Source organism: Leifsonia virtsii (genome assembly GCF_030433675.1).
GTDB classification, from domain to species: Bacteria; Actinomycetota; Actinomycetes; order Actinomycetales; family Microbacteriaceae; genus Leifsonia; species Leifsonia virtsii.
This window is the reverse complement of record NZ_JAROCB010000002.1, coordinates 77266-92662: the sequence shown is the minus strand read 5'-3', so window position 1 is coordinate 92662 and position 15397 is coordinate 77266. Positions and strand designations below refer to the sequence as shown.

Below are 15397 nucleotides of genomic sequence, written 5' to 3'. Positions count from 1 at the left end.
TCCTTTCTGTGGGGTTTTCGTTCGGTGTTTCGGGAGTTCACGAAGGCCGGGCGGCCCCCGTGGACGTTTCGATGCGGACGGCGGGGCGCAGGCGTGCGCGGAAGCCGCCGATCAGCTGGGTGAAGACGGGGAGCCGGATGCCGAGCGCCGTGTCGAGCAGCCCGACGGCCTCCTCCACCGCGTCCGCCACGATCCGCGGCGACGCTCCGCGGCGGCAGCGGACGGTCAGCCGGAGCGCCGGCTCGCGCCGCACGCGGTAGGCGCTCACGTCGACGCCGGCGACGCCGGGGACGGACTGGAGCCGGTCCCGCAGCAGCGCGGACGCCACGTCGGCGGCGACCTCGGTCGAGCCGTCGTCTCCGGCGGCGGTCACCACGGTGGAGGTCGAGCCGCGGCCCGCGCGGAGCACGAGTACGGCAAGCAGCACCACGAACACCACCGCGATGGCCAGTGCACCGACGGCTGCCAGGCTGAGGCTGGTCGAGGGCCAGAGCGGCCGGCCGAACGCGGCGTCGAGCGCGGGCACGACGGAGTGCGAGACCGAGGTCCACTGCTCACGTGCCGCCGGCGAGACGAGGAGGAGCACAGCCAGCCCGGAGGCCAGCAGGCACCCGATGCCCACCAGGGCGAGCAGCAGTCGGTTCACGACGCGGTTCGTGTCGTTCACGATCCCACCTTTCCGTTCGGGTCGACGAGCACGCCGAGCCGGATCGCCCGGCCGGCGCCCGCCTGGGCGAACTCCTCCGTCACGGCGTCGCGCACGCCGTCCCGGTCGACCCTGCGGCCGCTGACCGGGACGATGCGCACGACACCGCTGCGGCGGCCGAGGGACACGGTGACCGCATCCGGGGAGACCTCCGCCGTGCGGGCGGCGCGCCGGGCGAGCGCGGACGCGAGCATGTCGTCGTCCGCGACGATGGCGACCCGGTCGCCCGCGAGCACCCGCCGCGGGCGCCGCCCCGGGAGGCCGGCCAGCAGCACGAGCCACAGGCCGACCAGTCCGGAGAGCACAGCGGTCGCGAGAAGGAAGGTGGCCCCCGCGTCGGGGGCTGAGGCGAGGGCCACCAGCTGGGAGCGGGGCGACAGCAGCAGCGGGCGACGGCCCAGCAGCTGCAGCACGCCCTCCACGGAGAGCCAGGTCACGACGAGCGCGACGGCGACGGCCGTCGCCGAAGCGGCGACCGTGCGAGGCGAGTGCGTCTCGCGGCGCAGGATGCGCTTCTCGATCCGGTTCATCGGACCCTCCTCTCCGTGATGACCGCGCCGGTGGCGCGGAGGTCGACCCGGGCGACGTCGAGCCCGGTGAGCTCGGCGAGCCGAGCCCGGATGTGCCCGCCCGCGGCCGCCAGCCGATCGACCAGCGGGACGACGTCGGGCGACCCGAGCGGGGCGAGCGCGACCGGCGCGGTGACCCGGACGCCGAGGGCGCCGGACTCGTCCCGCACGCGGACCGACACCTCTCGGTAGCCGACCCGCAGCTCGTCCGCGGCGACCGCCCGGGCCAGGTGCTCGAGCGCGATGCCCGCGAACCGGTCCCGACCGGCGGTCATGACGACGAGCGCCGGCCGCGCAGGGCGTCGGCCACGCGGGCCAGGTCGACCTCGCCGCCGATCACCCGGGCGACCAGCCAGCCGACCAGGGCCGCGGCGGCCACGCCGACGAACACCCAGAAGCCGAAGGCCGCCCAGACGATGGCGAGACCGCCGCCGACGAGGACTCCGAAGCGCGCCGTGGTCACTGGACCCGCGCCTCCTGCTCGTTGTCGTCGTCGCTCGGCACGTGGACGTCGTTGATGGTGACGTTGACCTCGGTCACCTCGAGCCCGACGATCCGCTCGATCGCCTGGACGATGGAGGCGCGCACGTCGGAGGCCACCTTCTGCAGCGAGACGGGGTACTCGGCGACGATGGTGACGTCCGCCGCGACCTGCTTCTCGCCCACCTCGACGCTGATGCCCTGACCCAGGTCGGTGGCGTTGATCGCCTCGCGCAGCGCGCCGAGGGCGCGGGCCGCTCCGCCGCCGAGCGCGTAGACGCCGGGGACCTCGCGGGCCGCGATGCCGGCGACCTTGGCGACGACCGCGTCGTTGATGACGGTCTTGCCGAGCGCGGTCTCCGTGGGGGCCGAGCTGGTGGTTGCGGTGGTGTTGGCCATGTCGTGTCCTTCCGATCCGTTGGGCGGCCCGGTGGTGGGTCGCACTACTGTGACGGATCGACGGATCGGTTCGTCACGCCCGGAACCTGTGAGAATGCTCAATCAGCTAGCCAGGCTATTTACTTACCCTTCTAGCAGAATTCCGTCTACAATCAAGTGCCTGGCTGCTCTATGGCCTCACAGCTCGACGGAAGGGGGCCGCGTGACACGCATCGGCCTCGAGGCGCTGCAAGATGCCGCCGACGAGACCCTCGCCGGGCGCGCCGCCGACGGCGACACCGTCGCGTTCGAGGTGCTGGTGCGCCGCCACGGCCCGCTGATGCGTGCCTACGCCGCCCGCATGCTCGGTTCGACCTACGAGTCCGACGACGCAGTCCAGGAGACCTTCCTCACGGCCTGGAACCGGTTGCCGGAGCTGCAGGACGGCTCCACCGTGAAGGCCTGGCTCATGCGCATCCTGAGCCGCCGGTGCATCGACCGCATCCGCGCCAGGCGCGAGCACGACGATGTGACCGAGCTCGACGCCCCGGGCCCCGCCGACGAGGACCCCGGCCACATCGCCGAGGTGCGCACGGCGAACCAGGCCCTCGCCAGAGAACTCGACCGCCTTCCCGAACTGCAGAGGAGATGCTGGGTGCTCCGCGAAGTGGGACAGTACAGTTACGACGAGATCGCGCAGGAGCTCGACATCCCGGTGTCGACGGTCCGCGGCCAGCTCGCGCGCGGCAGGCGGAGACTGCTCGAGGCGATGGAGGACTGGCGATGACCGACCCGATCCTCCCCGGCGACGACCTGGTCGACGGCCACACGCTCGATGAGCTGAGCGACTATCTGGCGCGCGGCCGCACGCCGGCCGACCCGAGCATCGACGACTCCCCCGAGTGCCGCGCCGCCCTCGACGCGCTCGAGCAGCTGAGCCGCACCACGCGTGCAGCCCTCGAAGCGGAGGCCGCGCAGTCGCCCCTCGACGACGGCTGGGTGGGCAGGATCCTCGACGGGATCCGGCTCGACGTGCAGTCCGGAAGGCGGGTCCGCCTGGCGCACAGCGACCCGGGCGCCGACCTCGCCCTGACCGAGGGAGCCGTCCGCGCCCTCGTGCGCGGCGTCGGCGACGCGGTGGACGGCGTCATCGTCGGGCGCTGCCGGCTCGACGGCGACGTGGAGACCCCCGGCTCGCCGATCGCGGTGCACATCGACATCTCGGTGCGCTACGGCGACCCGCTCGCCCAGGTCGCGGCCCGGGTGCGCGAGCTGGTCGCCTCCGAGCTGGCCCGCCACGCGGAGCTGACCATCGCCTCCGTCGACGTGACGGTGACGGACGTGCGCGACCGCAGCGCACAGGACGGAGGACGGGCATGAGCACGAGCGACGCCGACACCACGACGGCCCTCGCGGGCGTTGTGGCCGCAGTGCCGGGGGTGGCCAGGCTGTACCCGTCGGGCGGCGTCCTTGGCCAGGTGTCCGCGGCCCTGACCTCCGCCATCACCGGTGGGCCCGCGGGAGGCGACATCGCCGTCGACGGCGGCCGCATCGCCATCCGCATCGGCGTCGGGCCGGAGCGCCCCGCGGCCGCGGTCTGCCGCGACGTCTACGCGGCGGCGCGCGTGTGGGCCGCCGCGAGCGGGATGCCGGACGCCGTCATCGAGGTGACCGCTGCCTCGGTCGAGCCCGCTTAGGGCGGATTGCCAGCCTCCCTCGCGCACTTCTCGGTAGGCTCGTGACAGCAAGGGGAGTACTCCCGCCGGCAGTGAGCCCGTCATTACGGATGCGCCATCGCATCCCGGGCCACTGGTCCCGTAGCCGAGTCCATCGGCCGGGGCGGAGGAGACCTTGGGCAGACGTTCCGCCTACCCCCTTGGAGTCCCGGTGCAGGTCACCCCGCTCATCTGGATCATCACCATCGCTGTGACGATCGCCTTCTTCGTCTACGAGTTCTTCGCCCACGTCCGCAAGCCGCACGAGCCGACGATCGGCGAGTCGGCGCGCTGGTCCGCGTTCTACATCGGCCTTGCGCTGCTCTTCGGCGTCGGGATCGGGATGGTGTCGGGCTGGGACTTCGGCGGCCAGTACTTCGCCGGCTACCTGACCGAGAAGGTGCTCTCGGTCGACAACCTGTTCGTGTTCCTGCTGCTGATGTCGGCCTTCGCCGTGCCGAAGGCGTACCAGCAGAAGGTGCTGATGATCGGCATCATCATCGCGCTGGTGCTGCGCGGCGCGTTCATCGCCGTCGGCGCGACGCTGATCGAGAACTTCTCCTGGGTGTTCTACCTCTTCGGTGCGCTGCTGCTGTTCCTGGCCTGGCGGCAGGCGTTCGCGTCGCATGACTCGGACCCAGCCGACAACCGGTTCATGCGCTTCCTGCGCCGTCACCTCGCCGTCACCGACGAGTACCACGGCGACCGCCTGACGGTCAGGAAGGACGGCCGCCGCTTCGTCACGCCGATGCTGCTGACGATCGTCGCGATCAGCCTGATCGACGTCGTCTTCGCGGTGGACTCCATCCCGGCGATCTACGGCCTGACCAGCGAGGCGTACATCGTCTTCACGGCCAACGCCTTCGCGCTGATGGGTCTCCGCCAGCTGTTCTTCCTCATCGGCGGCCTGCTGCAGCGTCTGGTCTACCTGACGCAGGGGCTCGCCGTGATCCTCGCGTTCATCGGCGTGAAGCTCGTCTTCCACGCGCTGCACGTCAACGAGCTGCCGTTCATCAACGGCGGCCACCCGGTCGAGTGGATCCCCGAGATCCCGACCTGGTTCTCGCTGACGTTCATCGGCGCCGTGATCGTGGTCGCCGCGGTCGCCAGCCTGGCGAAGACCAGGGGCGGCCGGGCGGGCGTCGCGGCGGAGGAGGCCGCCGACGCCGAGCTCACGAAGGACGCGCCTCCGGCGCACTGAGCGGTGGCCGCCCCTCGCCGTTCCGCCAGGCGCGGAGGGTGTGCCGGAAGCCCACCAGCTCGTGCCCGACGACCTCCACGACGGCGCCGAGGGCGACCAGCCCGATGACGACGCTCAGCGCGGTCAGCTCGCCGGGCTCCTCCAGGTCGATCGGCTCACCGGGATGGGTGAGCGCGCCGACCACGACGGCCACGGCGAGAGGCGCCAGGGTCACCAGCAGAAGCGGCAGGTGCGTGAGGTCGAACGAGCGCAGCAGCACGCTCCAGATCAGGAAGATCAGGACGATCGTGGTCGCCAACGGCACCGCGAGCGCCAGTGCGACGCCCAGCAACGACACGCCCCCGCCCTGCACGGCGATCGTGGTCAGGTGGAGGCCGGCGCCGATCGCCGCGATGGAGCCGAACAGGGCGAGGTGCGCGTACCGCCAGCCGAATGCGCGCTCCGGCCGCCGCTCCAGCACCAGCCGCGACGGGACGAGGAAGTACGTCCACCACACGGCCGCTGCCATCACGAGACCGCTCGACGCGATGAGCACGGCCTCCGGCGTCCATCCCTCCTCCACCGTGAGTGCGCCGACCGCGGAGGTGGTGGCGGCGATCACCTCGCCGATCGTGATGATCGTCAGCAGCGCGAACCGCTCGGCCAGATGCCCGGCGTTCCACGGCGAGAACCCGTACCGGCGGGTGGCGACGACCGGCGCCACCATCTCGGACAGCGCGATGACGACGAGGGCCGTCACCGTGACGCCGGTCGGCAGCGGGACGAGCGCGGTCAGCAGCCACAGCACCTGCGCGACCCAGATGATCAGCACGTACGAGAGGGCGTTCCTGCGGTGGTCCGGGTCCTCCCGCGCGGCGCGGATCCAGAGCAGGATCTGCGGGACCCGCATGATGACGTAGCCGATCACCATCAGCAGGTTATTCGGGCTCTCGCCGTGGGCGGCGCGCTCGAAGCTGACCGGGAGGCCGTAGGTCAGCACGATCACGCCGATCATCTGCACGATCGTCGCCAGCCGGAACAGCACGTCGTCGTTGCCGTAGGCCGACGCGAACCAGGTGAAGTTGAGCCACGCCCAGCTGACCGCCCAGATCGCGAACGCGTACGCGCCGAGGGCCGGGCCGACGTCGCCGTGGGCGAGCTGCTCCGCGAGCTGATCGGATGCTGCGGCGAACGCCACGACGTAGGTCAGGTCGTAGAGGAGCTCCAGCGGCGTGGTGGTGCGCCCGCGCTCGTGCGGGTCGCGCCCCCGCATCGGGCGGATGCGGTGGCGGAGCTCGTGCCGCAGCTCGTCGGTGAGGTCGGTCATCCGCTGCTCCTGCCTACTGTGGTGTGCGCGAGAGTCTCGCGCATCCGGCGGCGGGAGGGAAGCTTCCCGGCTCAGACGGAGCCGACGCGCTCGCTCAGCAGCTGCAGCATCGCCTCGGCCGCCCGGCCGGGCCGCTCCCGCGCGATGGCGCTGAGCCTCCACTCGATGGTGGGCCGCAGCGGCAGCACCACGGCGCCGTCGGCTGGGATGATCGTCAACTCGGGGAGGGCGGCGACGCCGAGACCGGACGCCACGAACCGCGGGATCTCGCCCAGGTCGGCGAGCTCGGTCGGCACCCGCCGGGTCAGTCCGAGGGCTGCGAAGGCGCGGTCGAGGGCGACCCTGTTGCCGAAGCCGGCGCGCGCATCCACCCACGGCTCCGACGCGAGGTCGGCGAGCGACACCGAAGACCGCCGGGCGAGTGGATGCGCCTCGGGCAGCACGGCACGGAACGGCGAGTCGGTCAGGTGCTGCACGACCAGGTCGGGCACCACGTCGGGGAGGCCGTGGAAGGCGATGTCGAGCCGGCCCTGCCGCACGTCCTCGATCAGGCCGGTCGATCCGCTCGGCGACGGGCCGAGCCGCAGGTCGACCCCGGGGTGCCTGCGGTGGAACTCGCCCATGATGCCGGGCAGGTCGACGCGCGTGAGGTTGGTGAAGATGCCGACCCGGACCGTGCCGCGGAGGGGGCCCTCCCGGTCGGCGAGGTCGCGCATCCGCTCGACCGACCGCAGGGATGCCCGCGCCTCGGCCAGTACGGCCTCGCCGACGTCGGTGAGGCGGACGCCGTGGGCGTCGCGCTCGAACAGTGCGGTGCCGAGCTCGCGCTCCAGGCTGCGGATGCCGGCCGAGACGGTCGACTGGGCGGCGTACACGCGTTCGGCGGCGCGCGTGAAGTTCAGCTCGTCGGCGACGGCGACGAAGTACTCCAGCTGCCGGGTGTCCATGCGGCAATCGTATCCATCGATGCTCAGCATCGGCTATTTCCGTTGGACTCGATTGCGGGTCCGGCGCATCATCGGAGCATGACCAGCACGCTCGACTCCCGTCGCATCTCCCGGCCGACCGACCGTCGCCCGTTCCGGCTCCGCCATGGCGCCGGCTTCTGGGTGATCGCGGCGGCGTTCCTCGCGGTGATGGCATTCTCCACCGTCCCGACCCCGCTGTACGCGTTCTACCAGGCGCGCGACGGCTTCCCGACCTGGGTCGTCACCGTCATCTTCGCCGCGTACGCCGTCGGCGTGATCGCGAGCCTGTTCCTGATCGGCCACCTCAGCGACTGGGCCGGGCGCCGCAGGATGGTGCTCATCGCGGTGCTGCTGGAGATAGTGTCCGCAGCCCTGTTCCTGGTCTGGAACGACGTCGCCGGACTCATCGTCGCCCGCACGATCTCGGGGATCGGCGTCGGCGCGCTGACGGCCAGCGCGACGGCACACCTCAGCGAGCTGCGGGCGGTGGCGCGGCCGCAGGAGGGTCCGCGGCTGGCCGGGACGGTGTCGACCGTCGTCAACACGGGCGGACTGGCTCTCGGTCCGCTGATCGGCGGCGCGTTCGCCCAGTTCCTGCCGGCGCCGCTGCTGCTGCCGTACGCGGTCTTCCTCGTGGTGCTCGCCGTGGCGGCGGTCGCGGTCGCGCTCGTGCCCGAGACGGTCGAGCGCGCGGAGGAGCGGCCCGCCTACCGGCCGCAGCGGATCTCGCTTCCGGCGTCGGCACGCGGCGCCTTCTCGGCCGCGGCCGTGGCCGCCTTCGCCGGCTTCGCCGTCTTCGGCCTCTTCACCTCGCTCGCGCCGAGCGTGCTGGCCGGGACGCTGCACCAGACCTCGCACCTGCTCGCGGGCTTCGTGCCCTTCGCGGTGTTCGCGGCCTCCGCACTGTCGCAGGTCGTGTTCGGACGACTCTCGACACGGTCGCAGCTGGTGCTCGCCCTCGTGCTGATGCTGGTCGGCCTCGCCGGGCTCGCCACCGGGGTGCTGATCGCGTCCCTCGCCGTCTTCCTCGTCAGCGGGGTGCTCGCCGGGGCAGGCGTCGGCCTCCAGTTCCGGTCGGCCATCGCGGTCGCCGCTTCGCTGGCGGCGCCGGAGCGGCGCGGCGAGGTGCTCGCGGCGATCTTCCTCATCGCCTACATCGGGCTGGCCCTGCCGGTGCTGCTGGTCGGCGTCGCGCTCATCCTGTGGCCGCTGGTCCCGGTGCTCGTAGTGTTCGTCGCCGCCGTCGCGGTCCTCTCCATCCCCGCCGGCCTCCGAATGCTCCGCCGCGCCTAGTTCCCCGCTGAGGTGCTCGTCGTTGCGCCCGACACGCCGTCGGGGCGCGCAACGACGAGCACCTCGCGGGTCAGGAGGCGAGTGAGCGCAGGGTGGACATGGCGTCGGTCTCGATCGCGGCGATGTCCTTCAGGCGGCGGCCGGCCTCGGCCAGGGGCTCCGGGTCGCCGGCCCTCCCTGCTGCGTCGATCAGGGCGGCCACGCGCGTCCAGAGCACGGCGGACTCGGCGTAGCCGTCTCGACCCTCGGCGATGCGCCTGGTGATGTCCTCCGGCAGTCCGAGCCCGACGCACTCGGCCAGGAAGTCGCGGTAGAGGTTCCGGAACAGCGCACCACCGGTGCCCGCGCGCTCCATGAGCATGGCGATGGTGGGCAGATCGCTCGCAGGATCAGCGACCCGCTCGAACCAGCCGGGCACCCGCTTCGCCGCGGTCAGGATGCCACGGTTTCCGATGTTCGCGATCGGAGGGGTCAGAAACGCCTCGGCGCAGTCCGCGATCGCCGCCGCCACCAGCTCGGGCACGCGGTCGCGCACATCCTGCGCCGGTTCGGGAAGCGCGACCGTGAACGAGCGGTTCCTCGCCGACATCGGTCCGCGCGCCGAGCGGGCGGTCGCCAGGCTCCCCAGGCTGGTCGAGACGGCACCGCCCTGCTGAGCGGTATCCACAAGGTAGGCGCGCTCGTCGTCGTAGCCGTACATCGCCACGACGTGACCGGCGAAGTGGACGCGCGAGCCGAAGTACTCCAGGTCGTGGCTGTCGAGCTGCAGGCCGACGGGCACACCGCTGCCGAGGGCCGAACGGACCTCCTCCCAGGCCTTCCGCTCCGAGGCCGTCTCGGAGACGTGCAGCTCCAGGCCCAACCGTGCGGCCAGGTTGGTGGTCAGCTCGAACGGCCTGACGCGTCCGCCGAGGAAGGGCAGCTCCTGCTGCTTCGAGTCCCAGTAGAGGAAGGACAGCCCGCCGCCGAGCCCGAACAGCATCGGCTCGGAGAGCTCCAGTCCGCGGTGCGCGAGCAGCACCCCGAGCGCGGTCGTCTCGCAGTGCGGCCCGCCCCCGGTCGGGAGCCCGTCGATCATCGTCGTGTGCGTCATGCAGGCACCTCGACCCGCTCCAGGAGCCACGACCTTTCCGCCTCCAGGAGACTGAGCGAGTACGAGAACACCTCGCGAGCCGCGGGCGGAAGCGGCGCCTGGGCGCGTTCCGCCTGCACGACGTCGTCGATGCGGGCCTCGATCTGCGCGAGCCTCGACCGCAGCGCCTCGTCATACACCCCAGCCGGGATCAGGGGGAGGTTGGCGAGCCCGACGAGGAACGGATGCGGCACCGGGCTCGCCTCCCGGACGAACGTCAGGGTCTGCTCGGCGGCGACGCGGCGTCCCTCGTCGGTCGCGCGGAACACCCGGCGCGACTTCGCGGCACCGGCGTGATCCTCCGCGGCGGCGGCGAGACCGCGGCCCTCGAGCTTGCCCAGCAGGTAGTAGATGGACGAGAAGCCGATGTCCGTCCAGCGCCGGATGCCGCGTCGTTCGATCACGCGCTCCAGGTCGTACCCGTGCCGCGGCTCCTCCACCAGGAGCCCGAGCACCGTCAACTCCGCAGCTGTCAGCGTCATGCCGGTTACTCTAGCACTAGAGTAACCGGCACGAACTGCACGTCGTGGTCGCTAATCCAGCGTGATAGCGACCACGACGTGCAACTCGGTGGGCTACAGGCCGCGGGCGAGGCGGTAGTAGGCGGCGTTCGACTCGAGGTCGCGGCGGAAGCCGCGCAGCGTGGTCTCGTCGTCGATCACGAGGAGCTCCGTGCGGAGCATGCGGGCGAAGTCCTCGAACACCTCGACGCCGACCGCGGTGCTCATCACGGTGTGGTGTGCGGCGCCCGCCTCCAGCCACGCCGTCGCCGACGTGGTGAAGTCGGGGGCCGGCTTCCACACGGCGCGGCCCACGGGGAGCTTCGGCAGCGGAGCGGTCGGCTCGACGACCTCGACCACGTTGGCGACCAGACGGAACCGGTCGCGCACATCCGACAGGGCCACGACGACGGCAGGGCCGGGGTCGGCGCTGAAGACCAGGCGCACCGGGTCGTCCTTGCCGCCGATGCCGAGCGGGTGCACCTCGAGCGTCGGATGCGCGGAGGTCAGCGACGGGCTCACCTCGAGCATGTGCGCGCCGAGGATGCGCTCGTCACCGGGCGTCAGGTCGTACGTGTAGTCCTCCATGAGGGATGCCCCGCCCGGCAGGCCCGCCCCCATCACGTTCGCCGCGCGCACCAGGATCGCGGTCTTCCAGTCGCCCTCCGCGCCGAAGCCGTAGCCCTCGGCCATCAGCCGCTGGACGGCGAGGCCGGGCAGCTGCTTGAGCGCGCCGAGGTCTTCGAAACTGGTGGTGAACGCACCGAAGCCGCCCTCCTCCAGGAACGACCGCAGCCCCAGCTCGATGGCCGCGCCGTCGCGCAGCGAGCCGTGGCGGTCGCCGCCGCGGCGGAGCTCGGGCACGACGTCGTAGAGGTCCTCGTACTCGGCGACCAGCGCGTCCACGTCGGACGCCGACGCCGCTGCCACCGCCTCGGCCAGCTCGTTCACGCCCCAGGTGTTCACCTGTACGCCGAAGACGTGCTCCGCCTCCGTCTTGTCACCCTCGGTGACGGCGACGAAGCGCATGTTGTCGCCGAAACGGGCCAGCTTCAGGGTGCGGGTGGCCGCGTGACCGGCCGCCGCCCGCATCCACGTGCCGACGCGCGAGGAGACCGCCGGATTCGAGACGTGTCCCGCCACCGTGGTTCGCGGGACGCCGAGCCGGGTGAGGATGTACCCGAACTCCCGATCGCCGTGCGCGGCCTGGTTGAGGTTCATGAAGTCGAAGTCGATGTCTGCCCATGGCAGCTCGACATTGGCCTGGGTGTGCAGGTGCAGCAGCGGCTTCTGCAGGGCGTCGAGTCCGGCGATCCACATCTTGGCGGGGCTGAAGGTGTGCATCCACGCGATCAGGCCGATCACGGCGTCTTCGGCGTTGGCCTCGAGCACGGTGCGGCGGATGGCGTCGGAGTCGGTCAGGACCGGCTTCCAGACGATCCGGACCGGGACGTCGGGAGCCGCGCCGAGCTCGTCGGCGATGGCGCGCGACTGCTCGGCGACCTGCGCGAGGGTCTCCGGGCCGTACAGGTGCTGGCTCCCGGTGAGGAACCAGACCTCGTACACGTCGAGGGAGGTGGTGAGCTTCGGCATCAGCGGAGGGATCCTTCCGGGTTCTGTCCGTACACGTTCTGGTAGCGGTCGAAGAGGCTGTCGATGGCGTCCTGCGGGATGGGGACGATCTCGCCGCCCTGGCGGGCGATGTGCATGGTGCGGGCGACGTCCTCGGCCATGACGGCGGCCTTCACGGCATCCCGCGCGTCGCGGCCGATGGTGAAGACGCCGTGGTTCTGCATGAGCACGGCCCGGCTGCGGTGGCCGGTCAGCGTCTGCACGATGCCGCGGCCGATCGAGTCGTCGCCGATGATGGCGAAGGGACCCACCGGGATGTCGCCGCCGAACTCGTCGGCCATCGCGGTGATGGCGCACGGGATGGGCTCAGCGCGGGCGGCCCACGCGGTCGCGTACGTGGAGTGCGTGTGGACGACTCCGCCCACCTCCGGCATGTTGCGGTACACGTAGGCGTGCGCGGCGGTGTCGGACGACGGCGACCGCTCCGAGCCCAGCGACCCGGGGACGACCTCGCCGTCGAGGGTGCACAGGATCATGTTCTCCGGTGCGAGGTCGTCGTAGTCGACGCCGCTCGGCTTGATGACGAAGAGGTCCTCGCCCGGGACGCGGCCGGAGACGTTGCCGCCGGTCCAGACGACCAGGCCGTAGCGGACCAGCTCGGCGTGCAGGGCGGCGACGCGCTCGCGCACGGCGCGGACGGCGGCGGATTCGGCGGTCACGGGGTGGCTCCTTCTGTGGCGGGGGCGGATGCGTCGGGCAGCGCGGTCACGGCCGCGCGCTCCACCGCGAGGCCGTCGCGGTAGCGGTCGACGTAGGAGGCGAACCCGGCGACGTCGGCCGGGTCGGGCTCCGCCGTGTCGAAGACGACCGAGCGGAAGACCCGGTCGCCCAGGTACGCGTCGAGGCCGGAGTCGTCGCCGCCGGAGCGGGCCCGGCTGAACGCCGCGAGCACGGCGATGCCCCAGGCCCCTCCCTCCGAGGCGGTCGCCGCCACCGAGACGGGGGCGTCCAGCGCGCCGGCGAGCAGGCGCTGCGCCACTCCGGCAGTGCGGAAAACGCCGCCGTGGGCGAGCAGCCGGTCGACCGCGACGCCCTCGTCGGCGAGCACGCGCATCCCGAGCGCCAGAGTCGCGAAGACCCCGTTGACCTGCGCGCGCATGACGTTGGCCAGGGTGAAGCGGCTGCCCGGGGTGCGGACGGTCAGCGGGCGGCCCTCGGAGAGCCCGGCGATCGGCTCGCCGGCGAGGTGGTTGTAGGCGAGGACGCCGCCGGCGTCGGCGTCGCCCTCCAGCGCCTCGCGGAGCAGCGTCTCGAACACCGCGTCCGGGTCGGCCGGGCGTCCCGACGCCTCCGCGAAGCGGGAGAACAGCCCGGCGAACGCGGCCAGCTCGCTGGCGCCGTTGTTGCAGTGGACCATCGCCACCGGGTCGCCGGCGGGCGTCGTGACGACGTCGAGCTCCTCGTGCACCGCGCCGAGCGGGCGCTCCAGCACGACCATGGCGAAGATGCTGGTGCCGGCGCTGACGTTGCCCGTGCGCGGCGCGACCGAGGCGGTCGCGACCATCCCGGTGCCGGCGTCGCCCTCCGGCGGGCAGGCGAGGGCGCCCGGCTGCAGCGCACCGGTCGGATCGAGCAGCGCGGCGCCCTCGGCGGTCAGCTCCCCCGCCGCGTCGCCGGCGACGAGGACCTCGGGCAGCAGGTCGAGCAGGGGCGGGATGCGGCCGGCGGCGAGTCCGTCGTACCGGGCGACCAGCTCGGCGTCGTAGCCGGCGGTGCTGGCGTCGATCGGGAACATCCCGGACGCGTCGCCGACCCCGAGCACGCGGCGGCCGGTCAGCCGCCAGTGCACGTACCCTGCGAGGGTAGTGACGAAGCGGATGTCGGGAACGTGCGGCTCGGCGCTCAGTACGGCCTGGTGCAGGTGCGCGATCGACCAGCGCAGCGGGATGTTGACCCCGAGCAGCTCGGTGAGCTCGCGCGCCGCCTCGCCGGTGTCGGTGTTCCGCCAGGTGCGGAACGGGACGAGCAGGCCGCCGTCGGCGTCGAACGCGAGGTAGCCGTGCATCATCGCCGAGACGCCGAAGGACCCGATGGTCGAAGGAGTCACGCCGTGCTGCTGCCGGGCGTCGGCGGCGAGGTCGGCGTAGGCGGCGGCGAGGCCGGTCCAGACGTCGTCGATGGCGTAGGTCCAGCGGCGGTCGACGTAGGCGTTCTCCCACTCGTGGGAGCCGACGGCGAGCACGCGGGACGGGTCGTCGGCATCCACCAGGCAGGCCTTGATGCGGGTCGAGCCGAGCTCGATGCCGAGCGCGGTGCGCCCGGCGGCGATCGCGTCGCGCGCGCCGGGGTCGGGTGCGGCGGGGGGCGTCACGGTGGCATCCACTCCTTCGTGTGACCGGTCACATTGTGTGCTGCGAGCATACGTCAGGGGCGGGAGGTCGCGCCAGTCGGGGCCCTGCGCATCGTCGCCGTCCAGCGCTCAGGACGACTCGCGCACCACCAGCACCGGCGCCACCGGCTCCTCGAACGCGAGGTCGCCGCCCTCGATCAACGCCACGAGCCGGGCGACGCAGCGGCGGCCCAGCTCGGCGAACTCCTGCCGCACGGTCGTCAGCGGCGGCGCGAAGAACGCGGCCTCCGGGATGTCGTCGAACCCGACCACGGCGAGGTCGCCCGGCACGTCGCGGCCGGCGAGCCTGGCCGCATGCAGCACGCCGAGCGCGAGCTGGTCGTTGGACGCGAACACGGCCGTGATGGACGCATCGGCCACCAGCTCGGCGCCGATCTCGGCGCCGGACGCGGCCGTCCAGTCGCCCTCCCGCGACACGACCGCGTCGGCGCCCGCGGCCTCCATCTCCGCCAGGAAGCCCTCGCGCCTCGCCCGCGCCTCCGACCAGTCGCCGGGACCGGCGAGGTGCGCGATACGGCGGTGGCCGCGCTCGAGCAGGTGGCGCGTCGCCAGGCGCGCTCCGCGCAGCTGGTCGACGAAGACGCCCTCGTCGGCGGCATCCCCTGCTCCGTGCAGGGTGACCGACGGGACCGTCAGGGCCAGGTGCGCCATCGCATCCTGGACCCGCTGCTGCGGAGCGATCACCACGACCCCCTCGACGGCCTGCGCGCGCAGGTGGTCGAGCGCGGCGCCGAGGTCGAACGGCTCGAGGGAGGCGGCGTGCGCCACGGTCACGGCGTAGCCGACCTCGCGCGCGGCGTCCTCCACCGCGTCGATGCTCGAGGCCGGGCCGAAGAGCGAGGAGGCGGACGACGCGAGCACGCCGATCGTGCGCGACCGCGCGGTGGTCAGCATCCGGGCGGCGCGGTTGGGCCGGAAGTCGAGCTCCTCCATCGCCGCCAGCACCCGGGCGCGGGTCTCCGGGCGGATGCTCGCGTGGTCGTTGAGCACCCGCGACACCGTCTGCCGGGACACGCCGGCCGCCGCCGCGACCTCCCGCACGCCCGGCGCGCGTCCCTCTGCCTGCACATCCACACCCTAGGGCACGCCGCGTGGGGCCCCGGCCGTGCGCGATTCGTGCCGAATGAGCGTTATTCGCGCCGAATAGCGCTCATTCGGCACGAATCA

At 72.4% G+C, this 15397-nt stretch carries 18 protein-coding genes; 5 read left to right on the top strand and 13 right to left on the bottom strand.

All coding sequences use genetic code 11. From position 1 onward, the window contains the following. Window positions 1–37: 37 nt before the first annotated feature. Genes P5G59_RS06425 through P5G59_RS06405 form a run of 5 tightly spaced genes read right to left on the bottom strand, consistent with a single transcriptional unit; the run spans window position 38 to window position 2154 of the window. Window positions 38–667: a hypothetical protein gene (locus P5G59_RS06425; RefSeq protein WP_301217122.1), complete on the bottom strand. Its 630-nt coding sequence runs from the start codon at window positions 665–667 to the stop codon at window positions 38–40. Continuing rightward, the gene (locus P5G59_RS06420; RefSeq protein WP_301217120.1) at window positions 664–1236 is read right to left on the bottom strand and encodes a hypothetical protein; all 573 of its coding nucleotides are present in this window, start codon (window positions 1234–1236) and stop codon (window positions 664–666) included. The genes P5G59_RS06425 and P5G59_RS06420 overlap by 4 nt, the downstream gene beginning before the upstream one ends. Next, window positions 1233–1550, bottom strand: a complete 318-nt coding sequence (locus P5G59_RS06415; RefSeq protein WP_301217119.1) for a hypothetical protein — start codon at window positions 1548–1550, stop codon at window positions 1233–1235. Before P5G59_RS06415 ends, P5G59_RS06420 begins: the two co-directional genes overlap by 4 nt. Next, window positions 1547–1738 (bottom strand): hypothetical protein, encoded by a 192-nt coding sequence (locus tag P5G59_RS06410; protein WP_301217117.1) that lies wholly within the window; start codon window positions 1736–1738, stop codon window positions 1547–1549. The genes P5G59_RS06415 and P5G59_RS06410 overlap by 4 nt, the downstream gene beginning before the upstream one ends. Beyond that, the gene (locus tag P5G59_RS06405) at window positions 1735–2154 is read right to left on the bottom strand and encodes an Asp23/Gls24 family envelope stress response protein (RefSeq protein WP_301217115.1); all 420 of its coding nucleotides are present in this window, start codon (window positions 2152–2154) and stop codon (window positions 1735–1737) included. The genes P5G59_RS06410 and P5G59_RS06405 overlap by 4 nt, the downstream gene beginning before the upstream one ends. Window positions 2155–2356: 202 nt before the next feature. On the opposite strand from P5G59_RS06405, the gene P5G59_RS06400 reads away from it, so the two are divergent. The 4 genes from P5G59_RS06400 to P5G59_RS06385 all read left to right on the top strand — a co-directional run bounded on the left by P5G59_RS06400 (window position 2357) and on the right by P5G59_RS06385 (window position 5049). Continuing rightward, the gene (locus P5G59_RS06400) at window positions 2357–2920 is read left to right on the top strand and encodes an RNA polymerase sigma factor (protein ID WP_301217113.1); all 564 of its coding nucleotides are present in this window, start codon (window positions 2357–2359) and stop codon (window positions 2918–2920) included. Then, window positions 2917–3513 (top strand): Asp23/Gls24 family envelope stress response protein, encoded by a 597-nt coding sequence (locus P5G59_RS06395; RefSeq protein WP_301217111.1) that lies wholly within the window; start codon window positions 2917–2919, stop codon window positions 3511–3513. The genes P5G59_RS06400 and P5G59_RS06395 overlap by 4 nt, the downstream gene beginning before the upstream one ends. After that, window positions 3510–3830, top strand: coding sequence for a hypothetical protein (locus P5G59_RS06390; protein WP_301217109.1), 321 nt, complete (start codon window positions 3510–3512; stop codon window positions 3828–3830). The genes P5G59_RS06395 and P5G59_RS06390 overlap by 4 nt, the downstream gene beginning before the upstream one ends. A 190-nt stretch (window positions 3831–4020) precedes the next feature. After that, window positions 4021–5049, top strand: coding sequence for a TerC/Alx family metal homeostasis membrane protein (locus tag P5G59_RS06385; protein ID WP_301217107.1), 1029 nt, complete (start codon window positions 4021–4023; stop codon window positions 5047–5049). Here P5G59_RS06385 and P5G59_RS06380 read toward each other — a convergent pair. Next, the gene (locus P5G59_RS06380; RefSeq protein WP_301217105.1) at window positions 5021–6355 is read right to left on the bottom strand and encodes a low temperature requirement protein A; all 1335 of its coding nucleotides are present in this window, start codon (window positions 6353–6355) and stop codon (window positions 5021–5023) included. The genes P5G59_RS06385 and P5G59_RS06380 overlap by 29 nt on opposite strands. Before the next feature lie 71 nt (window positions 6356–6426). Further along, a complete protein-coding gene (locus P5G59_RS06375; protein ID WP_301217103.1) occupies window positions 6427–7302 on the bottom strand; it encodes a LysR family transcriptional regulator in 876 nt (291 codons plus the stop codon). Window positions 7303–7380: 78 nt separating this feature from the next. Between P5G59_RS06375 and P5G59_RS06370 the strand changes: the two genes are divergently transcribed. Continuing rightward, window positions 7381–8616, top strand: coding sequence for an MFS transporter (locus P5G59_RS06370; RefSeq protein ID WP_301217102.1), 1236 nt, complete (start codon window positions 7381–7383; stop codon window positions 8614–8616). A 70-nt stretch (window positions 8617–8686) separates the two neighbouring features. On the opposite strand, the gene P5G59_RS06365 is transcribed toward P5G59_RS06370, so the two are convergent. The 6 genes from P5G59_RS06365 to P5G59_RS06340 form a co-directional block, all read right to left on the bottom strand. Further along, complete coding sequence (locus P5G59_RS06365; protein ID WP_301217100.1) at window positions 8687–9709, bottom strand: BtrH N-terminal domain-containing protein; 1023 nt, start codon at window positions 9707–9709, stop codon at window positions 8687–8689. Then, the gene (locus P5G59_RS06360; RefSeq protein ID WP_301217099.1) at window positions 9706–10230 is read right to left on the bottom strand and encodes a PadR family transcriptional regulator; all 525 of its coding nucleotides are present in this window, start codon (window positions 10228–10230) and stop codon (window positions 9706–9708) included. Before P5G59_RS06360 ends, P5G59_RS06365 begins: the two co-directional genes overlap by 4 nt. 93 nt (window positions 10231–10323) lie before the next feature. Further along, on the bottom strand, window positions 10324–11841 hold the full coding sequence (gene araA, locus P5G59_RS06355) for an L-arabinose isomerase (protein WP_301217098.1): 1518 nt from the start codon (window positions 11839–11841) through the stop codon (window positions 10324–10326). Further along, entirely contained in the window at window positions 11841–12539 is a 699-nt protein-coding gene (locus P5G59_RS06350) for an L-ribulose-5-phosphate 4-epimerase (RefSeq protein WP_301217097.1), read from the bottom strand. The genes araA and P5G59_RS06350 overlap by 1 nt, the downstream gene beginning before the upstream one ends. Further along, entirely contained in the window at window positions 12536–14191 is a 1656-nt protein-coding gene (locus P5G59_RS06345; RefSeq protein WP_301217095.1) for a xylulokinase, read from the bottom strand. Before P5G59_RS06345 ends, P5G59_RS06350 begins: the two co-directional genes overlap by 4 nt. A 108-nt stretch (window positions 14192–14299) precedes the next feature. Further along, window positions 14300–15298 carry a LacI family DNA-binding transcriptional regulator gene (locus tag P5G59_RS06340; RefSeq protein WP_301217093.1) on the bottom strand — a complete coding sequence of 333 codons (999 nt, stop codon included), beginning with the start codon at window positions 15296–15298 and terminating at the stop codon, window positions 14300–14302. Window positions 15299–15397 lie beyond the last annotated feature (99 nt).